The organism is Acetobacterium wieringae, from assembly GCF_026646375.1.
GTDB lineage: Bacteria > Bacillota > Clostridia > Eubacteriales > Eubacteriaceae > Acetobacterium > Acetobacterium wieringae_A.
In genome coordinates this window covers 112,038-131,004 of record NZ_JAIPPU010000006.1, presented here as the reverse complement: position 1 = coordinate 131,004, position 18,967 = coordinate 112,038, and the positions used below count along the sequence as shown (strand labels likewise).

Annotated in this window: 21 protein-coding genes; all 21 read left to right on the top strand. The window is 42.0% G+C overall.

The window, feature by feature from the left end:
- Positions 1-111 precede the first annotated feature (111 nt).
- Positions 112-363, top strand: coding sequence for an IreB family regulatory phosphoprotein (locus tag Q7P33_RS07580; protein ID WP_026396169.1), 252 nt, complete (start codon positions 112-114; stop codon positions 361-363).
- Positions 364-476: 113 nt separating this feature from the next.
- On the top strand, positions 477-1,421 hold the full coding sequence (locus Q7P33_RS07575; RefSeq protein WP_303868946.1) for an aldo/keto reductase: 945 nt from the start codon (positions 477-479) through the stop codon (positions 1,419-1,421).
- A gap of 29 nt (positions 1,422-1,450) precedes the next feature.
- Complete coding sequence (gene ruvX, locus Q7P33_RS07570) at positions 1,451-1,867, top strand: Holliday junction resolvase RuvX (RefSeq protein WP_303868944.1); 417 nt, start codon at positions 1,451-1,453, stop codon at positions 1,865-1,867.
- A gap of 83 nt (positions 1,868-1,950) precedes the next feature.
- Positions 1,951-2,232 (top strand): DUF1292 domain-containing protein, encoded by a 282-nt coding sequence (locus Q7P33_RS07565; protein ID WP_070371104.1) that lies wholly within the window; start codon positions 1,951-1,953, stop codon positions 2,230-2,232.
- On the top strand, positions 2,213-2,923 hold the full coding sequence (gene sfsA / locus Q7P33_RS07560) for a DNA/RNA nuclease SfsA (protein ID WP_303868939.1): 711 nt from the start codon (positions 2,213-2,215) through the stop codon (positions 2,921-2,923). Before Q7P33_RS07565 ends, sfsA begins: the two co-directional genes overlap by 20 nt.
- Before the next feature lie 5 nt (positions 2,924-2,928).
- Positions 2,929-3,387: a Fur family transcriptional regulator gene (locus Q7P33_RS07555; RefSeq protein WP_303868936.1), complete on the top strand. Its 459-nt coding sequence runs from the start codon at positions 2,929-2,931 to the stop codon at positions 3,385-3,387.
- Positions 3,388-3,421: 34 nt separating this feature from the next.
- On the top strand, positions 3,422-5,119 hold the full coding sequence (locus tag Q7P33_RS07550; RefSeq protein WP_303869026.1) for a ribonuclease J: 1,698 nt from the start codon (positions 3,422-3,424) through the stop codon (positions 5,117-5,119).
- A gap of 68 nt (positions 5,120-5,187) precedes the next feature.
- Positions 5,188-5,556: a YlbF family regulator gene (locus tag Q7P33_RS07545; RefSeq protein ID WP_303868934.1), complete on the top strand. Its 369-nt coding sequence runs from the start codon at positions 5,188-5,190 to the stop codon at positions 5,554-5,556.
- 102 nt (positions 5,557-5,658) lie between these two features.
- Positions 5,659-6,738, top strand: a complete 1,080-nt coding sequence (gene mltG, locus Q7P33_RS07540; protein ID WP_303868932.1) for an endolytic transglycosylase MltG — start codon at positions 5,659-5,661, stop codon at positions 6,736-6,738.
- 66 nt (positions 6,739-6,804) lie between these two features.
- Complete coding sequence (locus tag Q7P33_RS07535; RefSeq protein WP_303868930.1) at positions 6,805-7,464, top strand: O-methyltransferase; 660 nt, start codon at positions 6,805-6,807, stop codon at positions 7,462-7,464.
- A 52-nt stretch (positions 7,465-7,516) separates the two neighbouring features.
- The gene (locus tag Q7P33_RS07530; RefSeq protein ID WP_303868928.1) at positions 7,517-8,746 is read left to right on the top strand and encodes a U32 family peptidase; all 1,230 of its coding nucleotides are present in this window, start codon (positions 7,517-7,519) and stop codon (positions 8,744-8,746) included.
- A gap of 253 nt (positions 8,747-8,999) precedes the next feature.
- Positions 9,000-10,364 carry a sodium:proton antiporter gene (locus Q7P33_RS07525; protein WP_303868927.1) on the top strand — a complete coding sequence of 455 codons (1,365 nt, stop codon included), beginning with the start codon at positions 9,000-9,002 and terminating at the stop codon, positions 10,362-10,364.
- Positions 10,365-10,494: 130 nt separating this feature from the next.
- Positions 10,495-10,896: a hypothetical protein gene (locus Q7P33_RS07520; RefSeq protein ID WP_303868925.1), complete on the top strand. Its 402-nt coding sequence runs from the start codon at positions 10,495-10,497 to the stop codon at positions 10,894-10,896.
- Positions 10,897-11,057: 161 nt separating this feature from the next.
- On the top strand, positions 11,058-11,519 hold the full coding sequence (locus Q7P33_RS07515; RefSeq protein WP_303868923.1) for a LytTR family DNA-binding domain-containing protein: 462 nt from the start codon (positions 11,058-11,060) through the stop codon (positions 11,517-11,519).
- A gap of 3 nt (positions 11,520-11,522) precedes the next feature.
- Positions 11,523-11,780 carry a LytTR family DNA-binding domain-containing protein gene (locus tag Q7P33_RS07510; protein ID WP_303868921.1) on the top strand — a complete coding sequence of 86 codons (258 nt, stop codon included), beginning with the start codon at positions 11,523-11,525 and terminating at the stop codon, positions 11,778-11,780.
- Between the two features lie 130 nt (positions 11,781-11,910).
- Positions 11,911-12,483, top strand: a complete 573-nt coding sequence (locus tag Q7P33_RS07505; RefSeq protein WP_303868920.1) for a DUF3267 domain-containing protein — start codon at positions 11,911-11,913, stop codon at positions 12,481-12,483.
- Positions 12,484-12,633: 150 nt separating this feature from the next.
- Entirely contained in the window at positions 12,634-13,032 is a 399-nt protein-coding gene (locus Q7P33_RS07500; RefSeq protein WP_303868915.1) for a hypothetical protein, read from the top strand.
- A gap of 101 nt (positions 13,033-13,133) precedes the next feature.
- A complete protein-coding gene (locus Q7P33_RS07495) occupies positions 13,134-13,568 on the top strand; it encodes a hypothetical protein (RefSeq protein WP_303868914.1) in 435 nt (144 codons plus the stop codon).
- Between the two features lie 60 nt (positions 13,569-13,628).
- Positions 13,629-14,078, top strand: a complete 450-nt coding sequence (locus Q7P33_RS07490; protein ID WP_303868912.1) for a hypothetical protein — start codon at positions 13,629-13,631, stop codon at positions 14,076-14,078.
- A gap of 152 nt (positions 14,079-14,230) precedes the next feature.
- Positions 14,231-15,451 carry an exonuclease SbcCD subunit D gene (locus Q7P33_RS07485; RefSeq protein WP_303868910.1) on the top strand — a complete coding sequence of 407 codons (1,221 nt, stop codon included), beginning with the start codon at positions 14,231-14,233 and terminating at the stop codon, positions 15,449-15,451.
- Positions 15,448-18,960 carry an SMC family ATPase gene (locus Q7P33_RS07480; RefSeq protein ID WP_303868908.1) on the top strand — a complete coding sequence of 1,171 codons (3,513 nt, stop codon included), beginning with the start codon at positions 15,448-15,450 and terminating at the stop codon, positions 18,958-18,960. Before Q7P33_RS07485 ends, Q7P33_RS07480 begins: the two co-directional genes overlap by 4 nt.
- Positions 18,961-18,967: the final 7 nt, after the last annotated feature.

Genomic DNA, 18,967 nt, shown 5'->3' with positions numbered 1-18,967 from the left:
TTATTAAGAAAAAGAAAAATTACGTCATATGACTTGTCTTTTCTTTTACGATGGGTTAAAATGATATAAATTGATTGTGAAGGAGGTCAGATGACAATGGGAGAAAATACGGTGATTGATCGAGGAACCATTATGTTTGAGGTCGATAGCGAAAAGTCTCAGAAGATCGACGAAGTGATGCGCAATGTACATAAGGCTCTAGTTGAAAAAGGGTATAACCCCGTCAATCAAATTGTAGGTTATGTCATGTCAGGAGATCCGACCTATATCACAAGTCACAGAGAAGCGCGAAATGCCATACAGAAAATTGAGCGGGATGAGTTACTCGAAGAACTTGTACGACGTTACTTAAAAAGTATTTAGTAGGCTGAAAATTTGGGGCTGTCTCAACCGAGGCAGTCCTATTTTGTTTTACTTAGGTTAAGGAAAACAAAAGCGCATTAACACAAAGCTTGTGGTTAGGAAGCGATTTACAGATGAAAATTAATACGCTTGGTAATACCGGCATTGCGGTATCCAGAATGTGCTTTGGTAGTTTGACCCTTGGTCCCCTTCAAAAAAATAAAACCCTTCGGGAAAGTCGGGAAATTATCGCCGCAGCCTTAGATTGTGGTGTGAATTTTTTTGATACCGCAGATCTCTATAACAATTATGATCACCTGCGGCAGGCAATTCAGATGCAGCGTGAGGTGGTGATTGCCACAAAGTCCTATGACTACACAGCAGCTGGAGTCCGGAAAAGCCTTCATCGGGCCCTGACTGAGTTGGGTCGCGATTATGTTGATCTTTACCTGCTCCATGAGCAGGAAAGTTGTAAAACCATCGAAGGTCATTGGGAAGCCATCGAGGCGTTGATTGCTGAAAAACAGGCGGGAAAAGTCAGAGCCATCGGTATCTCCACCCATCGGGTGGAAGGCGTTTACGGGGCCAATCTTTTTTCTGAGCTGGAGGTGATTCATCCACTGATCAATCTGACGGGCATTGGTATTGAAGATGGCACAACAGAGGAGATGGTCGCTGCCATTCATCAGGCGAAAATTCTGGGGAAGGGTATTTATGGGATGAAGCCATTAGGTGGTGGCAATCTACTTTCCCAAAAACAGGCCAGTTTTGAGTTTGTCTTAAATTTATGCGATCTGGATGCCATTGCCATTGGGGTTCAATCAGTTGATGAAGTGCAGTATAATGTGAAAAAATTCAATGGTGAAGCGATACCCGAAGGTTTGGAGACCGCGGTAGCCAGTGCCCCCAAAAAGCTGCATATCAGTGATTGGTGCAGCGGTTGCGGGGAATGTGTGCGGCGTTGTAACCAGAGGGCCCTGAGCATAGTGGACGGGAAAGCTTGGGTGGATCAAAAGAAATGTGTGCTCTGTTGCTATTGTAGTGCCGCCTGTAGTGATTTTTGTATTAAGGTGATTTAGACAGTCAAAATAAACAGATGGGATAATAAATGGAAAGAATTTTAGGAATTGATGTTGGCGATAAACGGATTGGCGTGGCTGTGACGGATCCGTTACAGATTACCGCTCAGGGGGTGATGACCCTTAAGCGCAAGACCCGGGATGACGATTTAGAAGCGTTTCGGGAGCTCATTGCAAAGTATGAGATCAAAAAAGTAGTAGCTGGACTACCACTGAACATGGATGGTTCAGAATCGGCTCAGACCCGAAAAACCATGAACTTTTGTCAATTTATCAAGAAACGACTGAAGATTGAAATTATCTATATTGATGAACGCTTAACCTCATCCTGGTCTGAAAAAGTGTTGATCGAAGGTAACGTTTCCCGGGAGAACCGCAAAGACTACATTGATATGCTGGCTGCCCAGATGATCCTCCAATCCTACATGGATCGGGCCATTAAATAATTCATGAATAATGAATTATTTAAGCATAAAAAGGTATAATCATAAGATTATGAACGAAAAAATAAAGTGAAAGAGAAGTTGATATGGAAGAAAAAATTATTTTAGAAGATGAAAATGGCGTTGCAAGAGAGTTCGATTTAGAGATTTCATTTCCGCTGGGCGAAAAGACCTATGTGCTGTTAACCGAAGGTGAAGAAAGTGATGATGTTTTTGCTTTCTTTATCGATGAAGACGAAGAAGGTGAAATTCTGGTTCCGGTTGAAGATGAAGCAGAATTTGCTTTAATTGAAGCAGAATATGACCGCATCATGGACGAAGAATACGAAGATTTTGAGGAAGACGAAGATGAAGGTGAAGTTGAGTAAATACCCCCTTGTAAGTGGGATATTTCTTAGCCGACCCAATCGGTTTATTGCCAAGGTAATGATTAATCAGGAAGAGATCGTCGCTCATGTGCCCAATACCGGTCGCATGAGCGAGCTTCTTGTTTCTGGGGTACGGGCCATTTTGGCATGGAATCCGGCACCGCATCGTAAAACCAAGTATACCCTGTTGCTGGTCGAAAAAAACGGCCATTGGGTCTCTGTCAATTCGATGTTGGCGAACCAGATTGCCTATGAATTTTTAAATGCTCAAGAGGACGTTTCAGAACTCAAAAAAGAAGTGATCTACGGCAACAGTCGATTTGATTTGGCCTGTTTTAAAGGCGAAAAATACGCTTATTATGAGGTTAAAAGCGTCAATCTGGTGGTCGATCAGGTTGCCATGTTTCCTGATGCACCAACGGAGCGCGGGGCCAAACACCTTTCCGAGTTACTCAGAGCTCACCACGAGGGGTACCATACCGGGGTTATTTTTGTCGTGCAACGCAATGATGCGAAATCGTTTCAACCGAACAAAAAAATGGATCCCAAATTTTCACGTTTATTGGGTCAATGTCATAGTCTGGGAATAGAGATCCGTGCGCTTTCCTGTGATATTGATGGAGTAAATATAGAAATGATCAGCGAGTTGCCTGTAACTGTTTTATCAGAAGAGACTGTAAAAGAGGTGTGACAACCATGAATAACGAAAAACAAATTGTGGATGCGCTCAGAAAAAGAGGGAACAAAGTAACCCCTCAGCGTCTGGTTACCATTGAGGTTTTGATGACCTTCAGAGAGCAGCACTTTAGTGTTGAAGAATTATTCCAGGGTGTTAAACAGCGTAATCCTGATGTGGGAATGTCGACCATTTATCGAACGGTGCAAATATTGGAAGAAATGGGACTCATTACCAAACGTAACTTTGATGATGGCTTTGCTCGGTATGAACTCTGCGAGTTGGATGAAAAACACTGGCATCATCATTTAATTTGTTTAAAGTGCGGAAAGGTTATCGAAATGCAAGACGATTTCCTGGAAGTTCTGGAAAAAGAAATCGAAGAAAAGAAGGAGTTTATTATAATCAATCACGAACTTAAGGTGTACGGATACTGTTCGGATTGTTATGGAATAACGAAAGGAGAACAATTTGACTGAAAACAAAAACTTAATAACAACGGGGGCCCAACGGCTGGAAGGTCGTTCACGATCCAGACGAAAGCCTCAGGCTCAGAAAAACAAAGATAAGCTGAGATTGATACCATTGGGAGGCTTAGGTGAAATCGGGAAGAACCTGAACGTATTTGAGTACAAGGATGATATCATTCTTGTCGATTGCGGTCTCAAGTTTCCTGATGATGATATGTTCGGAATTGATATCGTCCTACCGGATTTTAATTACCTGATCGAAAACCAGGAAAAGATTAAAGGGGTCGTAATCACCCATGGTCATGAGGATCATATTGGCGGTCTGGTTTATTTGTTAAAAAAGATCAATATCCCCATTTATGCGACTAAATTCACCGTGGGCCTGATCGATAAAAAGCTAAAAGAACACGGCTTATTAACCAAAACCACCCGAATTATTGTTAAACCTAAAGATCGGATTGATATTGGCGAATTTAATGTTGAATTTATCCGGGTCAACCACAGTATTGCTGATGCCGTGGGGCTCTGTATTAAATGTGCAGCAGCAACCGTTGTCCATACTGGCGATTTTAAAATTGACTATCATCCCATTGGTGGCGAAATAATCGACTTGCAACGATTTGCCAAAATTGGCTCCCAGGGTGTGGATCTGTTGATGTCAGACAGTACCAATGTTGAAGGGGCTGGGTTTACACCCTCAGAAAGTACTGTGGGACCAACCTTGTATAACTTGTTTCGAGGGGCTAAGGGGAGAATTATCGTAACTACCTTTGCCTCCAATGTGCATCGATTGCAACAGGTAATTGACGCTGCAGTTGAATATAATCGAAAAGTCATTATTTGTGGCCGAAGTATGGAAAATGTCACTGAAGTGGCCATGGATTTGGGATACATGAAAATACCACCCAACGTTTTGGTTCAACTAAAGGACATAAAAAACTATAAAGACAAAGAACTGGTTATTATTACTACCGGTAGCCAGGGCGAACCGATGGCAGCGCTGGGAAGAATGGCGTTGGGTGAGCACCGTCACCTGACCATAAAAAAAGAAGATATGGTTATTATTTCGGCATCACCAGTACCAGGAAATGAGAAAATGGTTTCTGAAGTTATTAATAAACTGGTGGAACTGGGATCGGATGTAGTTTACGGACGGTTTGCTGAAATCCACGTTTCTGGTCATGCCCGTCAGGAAGAACTAAAACTGATGATCACGCTGGTTAAGCCCAAGCACTTTCTTCCTGTCCATGGTGAAAGTCGGATGTTGATGCAACATGCTGAGCTGGCCCAAAATGTGGGAATGAATAAAGATAGAACCTTTATTGCTGAAAATGGCAATATTTTGGAAATTGATAAACGCAGTGTTCAGGTTGTCGGAAAAACTCAGGCGGAGCCGATTCTGGTTGATGGACTGGGTGTTGGCGATATTGGTAATATTGTTCTCAATGACCGAAAGCGATTGTCAGAAGATGGTCTTTTCATTGTTGTGTGCACGATGCACAAAGGCAAAGCGGTTTCAGGACCGGATATTATCTCCCGGGGCTTTGTTTATGTAAGAGAATCAGAAGAACTGATCAATAATGCCCGGGAAGAGGTTAAGAAAGCCTTGATATCTTGTGAAGAAAAGAGTATTATTGACTGGAATTCCATCAAAAATGTGATTCGGGAAAGCTTGTTTAAATATCTCTACGAAAAAACCCAAAGAAAACCGATGATACTGCCCATCTTAATGGAAGTATAAATTGAATTGGGTGATTGTTACAAAAAATGATAACAATTACCACTATAATTTTAAATGAGGAGTAAGGTATGAATGTATATGATGAAGCCAACAATTTGGCACGAGCCCTGAAGGAATGCACCGAATACAAGAATTTTGTAGCGGCAAAGGAAAAATTGGAACAGGATCCAGAAAAATTTGAAATGGCCAAGGATTATATGCGCAGACAAATGGAAATTCAATCCTTTCAAATGCTGGGGAATGAATTATCTGAAGAACAAGTAACAGCATACAACACCTTAGCTAATACCATTATGGGTATTCCAGAAATTGCCGAGTTTTTTCAGGCACAAATGTATTTTTCAGTAATTTTTCAGGACATCACCGATATTATGGCAAAAGCCGTGGATTTGGGGATGCATCTGTTTGATTCCGAAGAAGAAGGCTGTGGCGCTTAAACAACCATTCAAATAGAAATTTTTTTGAAAAGAATATAGGTGCCCACCTCTATCGCGGTCCTATATTCTTTTTATGGTTTTAGAAATGAAAGCAGGTGAACGATGGGTAATCGAACCAATCAAACCAGATCGTCATCCCGAAAAACGGGAAAACTTATTGCCATTATACTTTTATTATTAGTCGTTTTTGGAGCAACTGGAATATTTAGTTTTAATTATTTTATTGGTCAAATGTTAGAACCAGTAGGCGATGGAGATCTTGTCTATGTTCAAATTGAAGATGGAGCCGTGATCAGTGAGGTAGCCGAGATATTGGCAGAAAACAACCTGATCCGGGATGTTTTTGCGTTTGAAATGCTGGCCAAGAAAGAAAATACCGCAAACCAGATCCAATCGGGCTATTATGCCTTCAGCCCTACCGAATCAGCACAACAGATTCTTAATCGACTGGTTGCTGGCGATGTGGCCGATGCAACGGTGACCATTCCGGAAGGTCGCAATATTTCTGAATTTGCTGAAATTTTAGAAGAAAAAAACGTTTGTGATGCCGATGCCTTTATTGAGGAAACAAAAAAAGTAGCTGAATATCAAAAAAATTATCCGATTCTCAGTAGCATTCCCTTAACAGAAAAAGATGGGGTGAGCCGTACTCTGGAAGGGTACCTTTTTCCCGATACTTATAGCTTTTCACCGAATACTGAGCCATCAGAAGTTGTAACCGCCATGCTGGATCGTTTTGTGGAGGTTTACAATCAGGACTACATAAAACGAACCAAAGAAATGGGTAAAACCGTGGATGAGATTGTCATTATGGCGTCAATTGTGGAATTGGAAACCAAATTGGTTGAAGATAAAGCCAACGCCGCCAGTGTCTTTTACAATCGGATTGCTGCTAATATGCCGCTGCAGTCGGATATCACTGTGGATTATGCCCGGGGTGAAAAAACGGCAGTTTTAACCACCGAACAAACCCAATTTCCGTCGCCCTATAATACCTATATCAATACCGGATTACCCTATGGACCGATTTGCTCTTTTGGTGAAACATCGTTAGAAGCTGCTTTGTATCCAGCCGATACCAAATATTTGTATTTTGTGGCCGATATGAACTCGGGAAAAATTTATTTCAATGAAACCTATGAAGAACATCTCCAGGATGTGGAAAAATACATGGGGAATTAGTTTAATAATGAACAGCCAGATGGCCCCCAAAAGGGGCCATTATTTTAGAAGATTGAAGGAAAAAAAGTGAGTGAAATTGTACAGGATTATATTGAAGACTATCTTAGAGGATTAATTCCAGCGGATCATCCCCAAATTGAAGAATTCCGCAAAAGAGCCATGGATGATGCGATCCCGATCATCCATAAAGAAGTTCAAAAACACATTGAGCTATTAATCGCTGCGCATAAAATTCAAACCATTTTGGAAGTTGGCACAGCTGTCGGATTTTCGGCATCAATTTTTGCGCAAGCCATGGGTTCGTTGGGACAGGTGGACACCATTGAACGAAATTTAAGTATGGTGGTTCAAGCCGACGAAAATATTACCGGTCTGGGGTTGAAAAATCAGATTAATCTGATGGTTGGCGATGCTCAGGAAAAACTGGCTGAATTGGATAAAAAATATGATATGATTTTTTTAGATGGTGCTAAAGGTCACTACATCCACTTGCTGGATGATTGTTTGCGGTGCCTAAAACCGGGTGGGTTACTCATCTCTGATAATGTGTTGTTTAAAGGCATGATTGCAACCAATGAGCTGGTTATACGCCGGAAAATTACCATTGTCAAACGGATGCGGGTGTATCTGGAAACCATCTCGAATCACCCCCAATTAATGACCAGTATTCTGCCACTCGGTGACGGGCTGGCAATCAGCTGGAAAAAGGACATAGAAACGAATTAGCTATTATTAATAGGAAGAGAATTTAAACGAGAGTTAAAGAACGGAGAAATCTATGAAAAAACCGGAACTATTAGCACCGGCAGGAAATTTTGAAAAGTTGCAGTATGCCCTCCATTATGGCGCCGATGCAGTCTATTGTGCCGGTAAAAAATTTGGGCTTCGCGCCAAGGCGGACAATTTTGATAATGAGGAGCTGGCTGAGGCTGTTGCGTATGTTCATGAACGCAATAAAAAAATTTATGTCACCTTGAACATGATTCCTCACAATGACGACCTGGCAGGTCTGCCCGAATATGTCAGTGAATTGCAGAGTCTCGGAATTGACGGCGTGATTGTGGCTGATCCCGGAGTTTTTTCAGTGGTTCGGGAAGTGGCGCCGGACTTAAAAATATCGGTGAGCACACAAGCCAATAATACCAATTGGCGGAGTGTGGCATTCTGGCATGCCCAGGGCGCCAAACGAATCGTTCTGGCTCGGGAACTGGGGCTTAGTGAAATTCGGGAAATCCGGGAAAAGGTGGCTCCGGAAATGGAAATTGAAATTTTTGTTCACGGTGCCATGTGCATCTCCTATTCGGGACGTTGTCTACTCAGTCATTACATGACGGGGCGAAACTCCAATCAGGGCGACTGTGCCCACCCCTGTCGGTGGAAGTATCACCTGATTGAAGAAACCCGGCCCGATGAAGCTTTTTCGATTGAAGAGGATGCCAGCGGTTCATTTATTTTCAATTCCAAGGATTTATGTCTGATCGATGAAATTCCCTCACTGATGAAAGCCGGTGTCGATAGCTTTAAAATCGAAGGACGGATGAAAAGTCTTTATTATGTGGCCACGGTGGTATCAGCCTATCGTAAGGCGATCGATTATTGTCTAGATCACCCCGACGTAACCGAACTTGATGCGAGCTATTATGAGGAGCTTACCAAGGTCAGTCACCGAAATTACACCAAAGGGTTTTATAGTGGAAAAACGACAGCAGCTGACCAGAATTATGGAACCGGCAGTTATACCCGGGCTTATGATTTTGTCGGTCTGGTATTGGAATACAATGAACGCACCGAAATGGCGCTGATTGAACAGCGCAATAAGGTATCAATTGGAGATACGATTGAGATTATGATTCCCGGTAAAGGATTTTTTAAGCAAAAAATTATGACGATGACGGATACGGATGGAACCGACATTGAGTCGACGCCCCACCCGAAAATGCGTTATTATCTACAGATGTGCGCACCAGTTAAACCAATGGATATACTACGAAAACAGGACAATGTTTGACACAAAAATAACGAAAAAACAGCTTCACGTTTACATAAAAAATCACGTAAAATTATTATAAAAAGCCATTGACACATCAATTTCAAAGTGCTATACTTCAGGAAGTTTCATAAGTATACTAGGTTAACATCAATAACCTGTTTGTATGCTGTTGTTTAGACTCGGACGTATCAAAGGTGATAACAAGGTGAGCCTATTTTGTTGTCGCCTTTTTTTTGCGCAAATTTTTTTGATGAATCAAAAGGAGAAAGAAATGTATAACTTTGATCAGTTGCTCATCCTGTTCAGCGCCCTGCTTTTATTAGTGGTTGTGTTTAGTTTTATTAATGAAAAAACAATAAAACTACCTTATGAAATCGGACTGGTTGTTTTTGGATTTATCTTTGTTGTGCTTTATATTATTGGCCGAAACCTGAATCTGGTTCATATCCCGATTGAGTTTTTAAATCTCTACCGAGAGTTTGACTTTACGGATTTCTTATTTAAAGGCGTTCTCTGCTTTATGCTCTTTAGTGGGGCTTCACGAATCGAATTTGGTGATTTCAAGGCAGACAAATTTTTAATTGGCAGTATGGCGGTAATTGGAACCCTAGTATCAACCGTAGTGTATGGACTTCTGTTCTTTGGTTTGGGCTATCTGATTCATGTTAACATTACCTTTCTGGAAGCCTGTATTTTGGGAGCGATTGTGGCTCCAACTGATCCAATTTCAGCAATGAGTATACTGGCCAAGGCTGGTTTGCCCAAACGAATTGGTCTGATTATCGAAGGGGAAGCGTTGTTTAATGACGGGGTAGCCGTAGCGATTTTTGCAACCCTGATCACTGCTTTAAAACTTTCAGCCAATAGTGTCTCAGTGATGAGTTTCACCTGGGGTTTGGCCACTGAAGTTTTGGGGGCAGTAGCAGTCGGATTTATCATCTCTTTTCTGTTGTTTGAAGTATTTAAGCGGTCGAATGATAACTTTATCAAGATATTTACCAGTATTTTAACGGTGATGTTGTCTTACCTGATCTGTGAATACTTTTCATTCTCAGGTCCGATTGCAGCCGTGATCTGTGGTCTCTATTACGCGACGGCGATTGCTGGACTGCAGCGAAACAATCATATCTGCATGACTGAGGAATTACGCGATTTATTCTATTCCTTCTGGTCGGTGGTGGATAATCTGCTTAATGGTATTTTATTCCTGTTAGTGGGGGTATTATTATTAAATATCAAAAATATCAACACCCTGTCGATAGGGATGATTTTAACCATCGCGATTGGATCGATTGTCTTCAATACCGTTGCCAGACTAACGGGGGTCTATGCATCGATGATCTTTAATAAAAACCCACCGAAAAGTAAGGGGATGCGAAACTCAAAGTTTATTGTCTTTATGACCTGGGCCGGATTAAAAGGCGGCTTGTGTCTAGCCTTGATTATGGGTACTAGTATTTCGCTGGCGACCCCAACCTATAACGTATTTTTAGTCGCAACCTATGCCATTGTGCTGTTTACCACTGTGGTTCAAGGGTTATCCGTGGGTAAGGGGTATATTATGCTCAGTGGCAATGGCGTTAAAGCTCAACCGCGGAAGAAAAAAGTCAAGGTTGCAGGCAGCACAGTAAAATAAATTATCCAATGATAACTTGACTGAGAGCAGTGGGGTATTCTTGATCGGAAAAACAACCACCACTTGTGAATAAACCCAGAGCCGGTTATAATAAACATAGAGCCTATCCTATTCGCAAAGTGGAGGAATCATGAGAATATACATTGCTGCTTCATGGAAGCATCAGCATGCGGTTGAGATGCTAACTGATTTATTGGAAACCCGGGGCCATACGATCCTGTCCTGGATTCGGGAAGGACGGCCGGAAGAAGCGTTTCTTTCGCAAAAGGAGCTGACCCATTTTATTGAATCACCTGAAGGAAAACGGGTTTTTGACTTTTGTATCGCATCGGTTACCAGCGCCGATCTGATTATCTACGTTGGTCCATCTGGCTGTGATGCCTGGGCCGAAATCGGTGCGGCTTACGGCTCCAAGATTCCAATCTTTGGACTACTGGCGAAGGCCGAGCAGGTCGGGCTGATGCGTCATATGATTAAAAACTGGTACAGCTCGATTTCGGAGTTGATGACTGCTGTGGATGCGATAAAATAAAAATCAAAAACTTTGGCAGTATCGACGAATAATAAGTTATTCGTTGATACTGTTTTTTTATTGCCAGTCGTTTATAAAGTGCGTTCATTTTAGTTGCATAGCTGGACAGTTGTTTTATTTTCCGGTAAAATGAGTTTGTTGTCTAGAAAAGAGGTGCAAAAATGTTTAGAATCGGGATATGTGATGATCAGAGAGCCATCTGTTCTCAAATAGAAAGGATTATTCTGAAAAATCAAAATGCTTTTGTCGAGCAAGTCGAAATTGAGGTGTTTTATTCTGGTGAAAGATTGGCGGAGTTTATAAAACATGAGCATGATTTTGATCTGGTCTTTTTGGACATTGAAATGGCAGGACTAAATGGGCTTGAGTTGGGACAAAAAATTCGTGAGGAGATGGATAATCAAACGATGCAGATTGTCTATGTGTCTGGGAAAGAAAACTATTATAAGGATCTTTTTGAAGTGAGACCGATGCATTTTCTTTCAAAACCCATTGAAGCAGCAATGCTGATAAAAGATGTAAACCTGGCAATGAAATTAAATGGCTGCCTGGGAGGCATATTCTGTTATCGGAAGGCAGCTGTGACATATAAAATCCCTATCAAAGACATCCTCTATTTTTAGAGTATGAATCGGGAGATTAAGATCACCACGATAACGGGGGACGATTTGTTTTATGGTAAGCTACGGGATATTTACCCGCAGCTCGAAGGCGATCGATTTATCAAGATTCACAAATCCTATCTTGTTAATTATGAGCATGTCGTCACCTTTAAATATAATGAGGTCAGGATGTCCAATTCGGACTGTCTGCCAATTAGTCAATTAAAGCGAAAAGAAATCAGAGCTTTGCAGCTGCGTTATGAGATTGAACGGTTGGGGTAAAGATGTTGATTTAATTAGAATAAATATCTTAGAATACTACAAAAAAGTATACTAATTTCAACACAATCTCGCATTTATAAAAAAATATGGTAGATTAAAGTTAGTAAAAAAAGAAAAGAAGGCAGGTATCATGAGATTCCTATTTGAAAAACTTCCCGAAAATATTGATTTTGATCCTGAAAATGAGGGTTATTATGCCATTAATGAGCCGAGCTTTTTAAAACTTTGCTTGATGGCAATTCCTGTTATTCTCATTTCCATGTTTATCATTGGACTGATGCTAAAGATCCGGTTGGGAACACATTATCATATGCGTATGATTGATAGTTTTCAAGATCTTGTGATCTTTTTAGCCATTATACTCATTCATGAAATGCTGCATGTGATCGTTTTTCTGGATAAAATTTCATCAGGAGATATTTTTATTGGTACGTATAGAGGCGCTATTTACGCAACCTATTTACGGGATATAAAAAAAGAAAGATTTTTGTTGGTATTAATATTGCCATTTATTGTTTTAACGGTAATACCCGTTCTTTTTTTAATGATATCAACTATAAATTATTCACTTTTGTCAAAAATTGCTATTATAAATATGGTTTTATCGAGTCTGGATGTCCTGTCATTTTATGGGATTTTGACCAAAATTCCGGCGAACGCAAAAATTCGGAATAAAAACTCCCGGTCATACTGGAAATTGTAATGGGGGTGCTTGAAAATGAAAACAATATTATCTTGATTTAGGACTACTAATCATAATCCTGGGATTATCGGTGTACTTATTGTTTCAAATTGACAATCCAATTGATACCATAATTTTGATTGGCTTTTCCATCATATTCTCTATATCAATTTGAGATTTAGAATTATCTTTAAATACCCGTATGAAGGAAAGCTAAGTATTGGTAATTATTCCGGCTATTTTCAAATTCTGTTGGGAAAGTTGTTGTACATTATTGGCCTATTAAGTCTTACAAATGCGGATTCGGATAAACCGCATCATTTAATTATCTACGGTTTTATTCCGGTTATCTGGTATCTATCGATCTTCCACAATACAGCTTATATCTGTAACAATTATTTAATCTACAATTTTTCAAGGGTTATTGATACCAAAGACATTGATCGGTACGAGATGAAGAAAAAAACCTTGGATATGTATTCTCTAGTTATCCATATGAAAAACAAAGAAGTGCTTAAGCTGAGTCTCAATGATTCTAATTATCATAAACTGCAATTGCTAACAGAATGATAAAAACTTTACATGATGAGCTTATAATATGCAAGATAAGTCTGTACCGTCCCAGTTGCATCGACACCCGGTGATGTTGTTTAGACAAGGAGAATGAAGATATGAAGGAAAAAATGATAAACATTGGTTTAATGATTGGATATCTGCTATTTTTTATGCTGATGGATTTTTGGGTCATAGCCATTCAAAACAGCTTTAATACGATGGAACCGCTGAACTATGGCTTATATTTGAGTCGCTTTTGGGGGATGATACTGATTGGTTTTTTAAAATGGTTTGTTCTTGGCTTTCTGCTGGATTTTATGAGTAAGAACGGAAAGCTGCAATTAAAAGTTGACCTCATTTATCTTTCGATTGCACTTATAGGTGCAGCGATATATTTTATGATGCATCTAGGTATTCTTATGCCAATGCCAGCGATTATTTATAGCGAAAAATTTATGACTCAATTAATATGCCTGATTCCGATTTTATCTGGATTCTTTATGTTTGAGAGTTTGTTTATTAGTAGGTCGTCTGCAAGCACCGACCAATAAATTATAATTAGGGATAGCTGAAAAATAGTGAGTAGTTTTCATAGAAAGGAAGCGGTTGTTTTGAGAATTTTAGAAAAGATTTATCCGTATCTGGTGGTACCATCAGTGATGATCTATATAGTTGTTATCGAAAAGGTTAAATTTATAGCAAAGAATAGTCCGATCGATTCAAACTTTAATTCAACCTTGCCATTTTTTATCAGTGATGGTTTTTTCTTTATGGCTATTACGCTACCTCTGATTAGCATGATGTTTGGAATGGTGTTAGAATTATTGACCAGAAAACCAGCAGCACTTAAAATTAAGATAAACGGACCGTTTTTGATTATAGCATTTATTGTTGGCTTTTTATATTATATGCCTTACACACCGGTAGCTATTCTTTTTTTGTATATAAATTTTAACTCGGCTTTGATTACAAATGCGCCAGCTTTCTATCTCATTCCGACCCTTGCTGGATTTTATTTGATAAAAGGCTTGCTTGCCGCAAAAGAAAGTGAAAACAACTGAATTTGATTAACAATCATACACATTAGGGGAATGAGGGTGATACAGGCACACAACACCCTCCGCTCTGGCATTTGCCGGAGCTTTTTTTAGTCTATACAAAAAAAAGCGGCTGTGGGATAATAAACAAAACGGATACGAGTGAGGACACCCAAATGAGAATACTACATACCGCCGATTGGCATTTAGGCAAAAATATCGAAGGTCACAGCCGGATGGACGAGCAGGCCAGCTTTCTGGCGGACTTTGTTGAGATCGTCAAGGACGAAAAAATAGATCTTCTGATCATTGCCGGGGATGTTTATGACAGCTATAATCCGCCGGCCCGAGCTGAAGAATTGTTTTATGAGACCTTAAAGCAATTGTCCGACGGTGGGAAACGCCTGATTCTGGTAATCGCCGGCAATCACGATAATCCCCAGCGCCTTGAAGCGCCGGGACCGCTGGCCCGGGATCATGGCATTCTGATGGCCGGGGTGCCTAAAACGATTATTCCAACCGGGGCCTATGGCAAGCATCAGGTGGTGGCATCGGGGGAAGGCTATGTCGAGCTGGAGATTAACGGCGAGCGGGCCGTCATTCTGCTACTACCCTATCCCAGTGAGAAACGGCTCAATGAGGTTTTATACGATCTGACTACCGCCGAAGACGAAAATCAGAAGTCGTACAGTGATCGGATTCATAGTTATTTTTCACAACTGGCGGGTCATTTTAGAGATGATACCATCAATCTGGTCACGACCCACATCTTTGCCATGGGCAGCGAGGAAGCCGGATCAGAGCGGACGATTCAGCTGGGTGGCACCTATATTGTCGATGGCCAGTGCTTTCCCGAAAAAGCCCATTATATCGCACTGGGACATATTCATAAACCCCAGGTGATTCCCGGCACCAATGGCCGAGGCCGCTATGCCGGGTCGCCGATTCATTTTAACCGTCGGGAAATTGCCTTTAACAAAAAATGCCTGGTGGCAGATATTATTGTTACCGATGGCGTGACCGTTAAAAATGAGATCAAGGAAATTGATTTAAAGGTGTATAAACCCATTGAGGTCTGGAAATGTGACAATGTTGATGCTGCCATTGCCCGGTGTGCGGCCAATGCGGATCGATCCTGCTGGGTTTATCTGGAAATTGAGACCGATCACTATATCCGGGAAGACGAAATCAAAAAAATGAAGGCACACAAGGCTGATATTTTGGAGGTGATCCCCCGGCTGACCACCCTGGAAACGGAGGCCAGCCTGGAAGCCTTAACAGAGAAATCCTTTGGCGATGTCTTTAAAGAATTTTACCGCCGGGAACGGGGCACCGAAGCCGATGATGAGGTGCTGGAACTGCTGCTCTCGCTGGTTGTTGAGGAGGACAGAAAATGAGACCGGTTCGATTAAAAATTAAAGGGATTAACAGCTTTCAGGAAGAACAGCAGATTGATTTTGAAACCCTGACCGAGGCGGGTATTTTTGGTATTTTCGGGCCAACTGGCAGCGGTAAATCGACCATTCTCGATGGCATTACCCTGGCACTCTACGGCAAGCTGTCCCGCAACAGCACCAATTACATCAATGTCAATAATGACAAGGCCAGTGTCGTGTATGAGTTTATCATCGCCGGTTCGGAGCAAAAAACCTATCAGGTCAGCCGTGAATTCAAACGCAATAAAAATGAAGGCATCAATCAGGGAAAATGTCAGCTACTGGAATTAAGACCCGAAGGGCCGCTGGTGTTGGCGGATAAAACCACCGAAGTGACCAATGCCTGTGAGGAAATCATTGGCCTGGGTCTCACTGACTTTACCCGAACGGTGGTGTTGCCTCAGGGGAAATTCAGTGATTTTCTGAAGCTGGAGGGAAAGCCCCGTCGGGATATGCTGGAACGGCTGTTTAATTTGTCTAAATATGGGGATGATCTCTCCAATCGGCTTAAATCGGAGCGGATCAGGGAGGTTGAAAAACTCAATCAAATTGTCGGCAGTATGAATACCTATGAAGGAGTCAGCCCGGAAGCATTGACTGAAAAGCAGCTCAGTTATACACAAAACCATAAACAACTTAACGAAAACCAGGAACGATTTAAAAAGTTGAACATCGAACGATCAGAAGCTGCGGTGTTAATGAGTTGGCTCACGGAGCAGCAAAATGCCAAAGAAGCGGCTCAAAACCTTGAAACCAGACAACCCGAAATCACCGCCAAAGAACAGCAGGTGGTACTGGGAAAAAAGGCGCTGGAAGTGCGGCCCTTTCTGGAAGCATTTGAAACCCTGAAAAATCAGGTCGAAGCAAGTCAGCGTAGTCTGATTGGCAGTGAAGAAAAGTTGACACAACTGCTTGTTGAAAAAGAAACGTGCGAGAAAAACTTTAAGCAAACCGATGACTATAAAAATGAAAACCTCTTTAAGTTTCAAAGCAAGTTGGAAAAGGTGGCGGATGCCATTCTTTGGAAAGAAGCCCAATTGGATTTGGAAACAGAAATCCGCGAGCTAAATAAAAAAATGGATACAGAAAACCATCACAAGATCAGTTTGGAAAATGAAAAAACACTGCTGACCCAGGCGATGGAAAAAGAAAAAAAGCGGCTTGATGGAGCACGTCGGGAGGAAAAGCAGTGCCGGATCGAACCGGATTATCGGGAAAAAATCGGTCGGGGGATGGCCATTACCGAAGAACTCACCCGGCTCAATGATGAAATTGAAAGCGATACGACACGGCTGGCGAAAAATCAGACAGAAATAAACACGCTGCAAGAAAGTGAGAAAAATCTGGCTGAGCAGCGGCAGATAAAAGAAACCGAGCAGGCAATTGTCGAGCAGGCGCTTAATACGCATGAAAAGGCCCGGCCGGCGACCTGGGACAGCATCGGGAAGGAAAAAGAAACAATCACGGGGATTAAAAATGTCTTTCTCAAGCAAAGGGCTAGTAAAACGCGTCTTGAAGCGCTGGAAAGCCAGCTTGATAATCTGATTCAGACGATTGATACCAAAAAGGCTGTTGAAAAGCTTCTAAAAGAAAAAATGGCAGCGGTAGCAATCGAACTGATTGAGTTGGAAAATAAAACCATTGGGCATAAACTAAGAGAACAGCTCCGATCCGGCGAACCCTGCCCGGTTTGTGGGGCAACTGAGCATCCGTTGACGGATTATTCGGACGAATCGGATGATGCCATTCGGGCAGAAGTCATTAAAAAAGCTCACCAGCAACAGGAGCAGGAATTAATCGTACTGGCAGAAGAAATTGCCCAATTAACCGGCAGCTTTACCATTCTGGTCGAAAATCAGAAAAGCTTAAAAAGTGAAATCGCCAGTCTTGGTGACCCGATTCCTCCAGGACAACCGGAGCTGCTGGAGGCTGCCAATGCCAAGCTGAGTCAGATGATGGACGCTTGGGAAGTACAGCTAAAAAAACTGGAAAATCAGAATCATGAAGTCAGGAATCAGATCTTGAAGCTGGATGGCGATCTTAAAGAAAAAACAGCTGGCAAGCAAGCGCTCGTGTTACAGACCCGGGAGCTGGAAGAACTAAAAAAGAAAAAGGAAACAGCATTCCGGGAGTTGATGGCAGAAGGGGCTGAATTAAAGACTAAGCTCAGAGTCCCAAAAGCCTTTGACTTTCATACCGCCAACGAAACCATTAAAAAGATGGATCAGCGTCGGGGCGAATTGATGGACAGTCTCGAAGAACTCGAAAATAAATTGACAACCCAGCAACAGCAGCTAAAAAAACTGGATGATGCCATTCACGGTGTTAACCGGCAGGTTCAGGAGCATTTACTGCTGATTGGCGAAAAGGCCAGACAGCATAAAGAAAAAAGAATTGCCATTGAGGAAAAACTGGGAAAAGATTACCAGCTAAAAGAGCTGGGGGAATTAAAAGATAAATTTATCGGTAATATCAAATGGATCGAAAATGCCTGGAATACGGCCAAGAAAAAGCTGGCTGCTGCCCAGGAAGATTATGACAAAACTCAGGAAGCAGTGACCATCATGAAAGCCAATCTGCACACCCTGCAAAGCCAGTTTGACACCACTGAGACAGCGTTGAAAAAACAGCTGAGTACTCTGGGCTTTAAAGATCCGATCACTGCGATAAACGCCTGTATCGACGATCAAACCATCAAAGATCTGGAAATGGAGATTGAGGATTATTACCAGAACCGCACGAAATTAAGCGGTAAGCTGGAAGACCTGAATCGTAAAATTAATGACCGGGAAATGACCGCTGTGGCCTATGATGAACTTTGCACCGCCCATCGGCTGTTGGAAGAAAGCCTTGAGCAGCAAAAGGCCCTTGAGATCCGCTTAAAAACCAGTATCGACGCGCTGGAAAAGCGTCTGGCCGAGTTGGCAGACTATTTGGCGCAAAAGGAGCAGGTGGATCATCGCCTGGCCCTGATTAATGATCTGGAAAAACTGTTTTCGGGTAAGCGCTTTGTCGAATTTGTGGCCGTTTCTCGGCTCAAGTATATCTCCATTGCGGCATCCAAGCGACTTACCGAGATCAGCAACGGTAATTATGGACTGGAAGCTGATGATGAGGGGAAATTCATTATCCGGGATTATAAAAATGGCGGTGCGGCCCGGGATGCTTCAACCCTGTCCGGCGGAGAAACCTTTCTGGCCTCATTAGCGTTGGCGCTGGCTCTGTCCGCTGAAATCCAGTTAAAAGGACGGGCACCCCTGGAATTTTTCTTTCTCGATGAGGGCTTTGGTTCGCTGCATGAAGATGCCCTGGAGGTGGTGATGAATTCCATTGAAATGCTCCATAATGATCGCCTGAAGGTGGGAATCATCAGCCATGTGGAATCGATCAAGAATCGGATGCCGGTTAAACTGTTGATTACGCCTGGCGAAGCCGGAGTCGGCGGCAGCAAGGTGCGAATTGAAAAATAAGACGGAC

What these genes read in the sequence shown, in the direction of transcription:
- Q7P33_RS07575 (WP_303868946.1), top strand. Translation starts at nt 477, where the DNA reads ATGAAAATTAATACGCTTGGTAATACCGGCATTGCGGTATCCAGAATG.
- Q7P33_RS07510 (WP_303868921.1), top strand. Translation starts at nt 11,523, where the DNA reads ATGAATCGGGAGATTAAGATCACCACGATAACGGGGGACGATTTGTTT.
- ruvX (WP_303868944.1), top strand. Translation starts at nt 1,451, where the DNA reads ATGGAAAGAATTTTAGGAATTGATGTTGGCGATAAACGGATTGGCGTG.
- Q7P33_RS07565 (WP_070371104.1), top strand. Translation starts at nt 1,951, where the DNA reads ATGGAAGAAAAAATTATTTTAGAAGATGAAAATGGCGTTGCAAGAGAG.
- Q7P33_RS07555 (WP_303868936.1), top strand. Translation starts at nt 2,929, where the DNA reads ATGAATAACGAAAAACAAATTGTGGATGCGCTCAGAAAAAGAGGGAAC.
- Q7P33_RS07520 (WP_303868925.1), top strand. Translation starts at nt 10,495, where the DNA reads ATGAGAATATACATTGCTGCTTCATGGAAGCATCAGCATGCGGTTGAG.
- Q7P33_RS07495 (WP_303868914.1), top strand. Translation starts at nt 13,134, where the DNA reads ATGAAGGAAAAAATGATAAACATTGGTTTAATGATTGGATATCTGCTA.
- Q7P33_RS07480 (WP_303868908.1), top strand. Translation starts at nt 15,448, where the DNA reads ATGAGACCGGTTCGATTAAAAATTAAAGGGATTAACAGCTTTCAGGAA.
- Q7P33_RS07505 (WP_303868920.1), top strand. Translation starts at nt 11,911, where the DNA reads ATGAGATTCCTATTTGAAAAACTTCCCGAAAATATTGATTTTGATCCT.
- Q7P33_RS07515 (WP_303868923.1), top strand. Translation starts at nt 11,058, where the DNA reads ATGTTTAGAATCGGGATATGTGATGATCAGAGAGCCATCTGTTCTCAA.
- mltG (WP_303868932.1), top strand. Translation starts at nt 5,659, where the DNA reads ATGGGTAATCGAACCAATCAAACCAGATCGTCATCCCGAAAAACGGGA.
- Q7P33_RS07530 (WP_303868928.1), top strand. Translation starts at nt 7,517, where the DNA reads ATGAAAAAACCGGAACTATTAGCACCGGCAGGAAATTTTGAAAAGTTG.
- Q7P33_RS07545 (WP_303868934.1), top strand. Translation starts at nt 5,188, where the DNA reads ATGAATGTATATGATGAAGCCAACAATTTGGCACGAGCCCTGAAGGAA.
- Q7P33_RS07485 (WP_303868910.1), top strand. Translation starts at nt 14,231, where the DNA reads ATGAGAATACTACATACCGCCGATTGGCATTTAGGCAAAAATATCGAA.
- Q7P33_RS07525 (WP_303868927.1), top strand. Translation starts at nt 9,000, where the DNA reads ATGTATAACTTTGATCAGTTGCTCATCCTGTTCAGCGCCCTGCTTTTA.
- sfsA (WP_303868939.1), top strand. Translation starts at nt 2,213, where the DNA reads ATGAAGGTGAAGTTGAGTAAATACCCCCTTGTAAGTGGGATATTTCTT.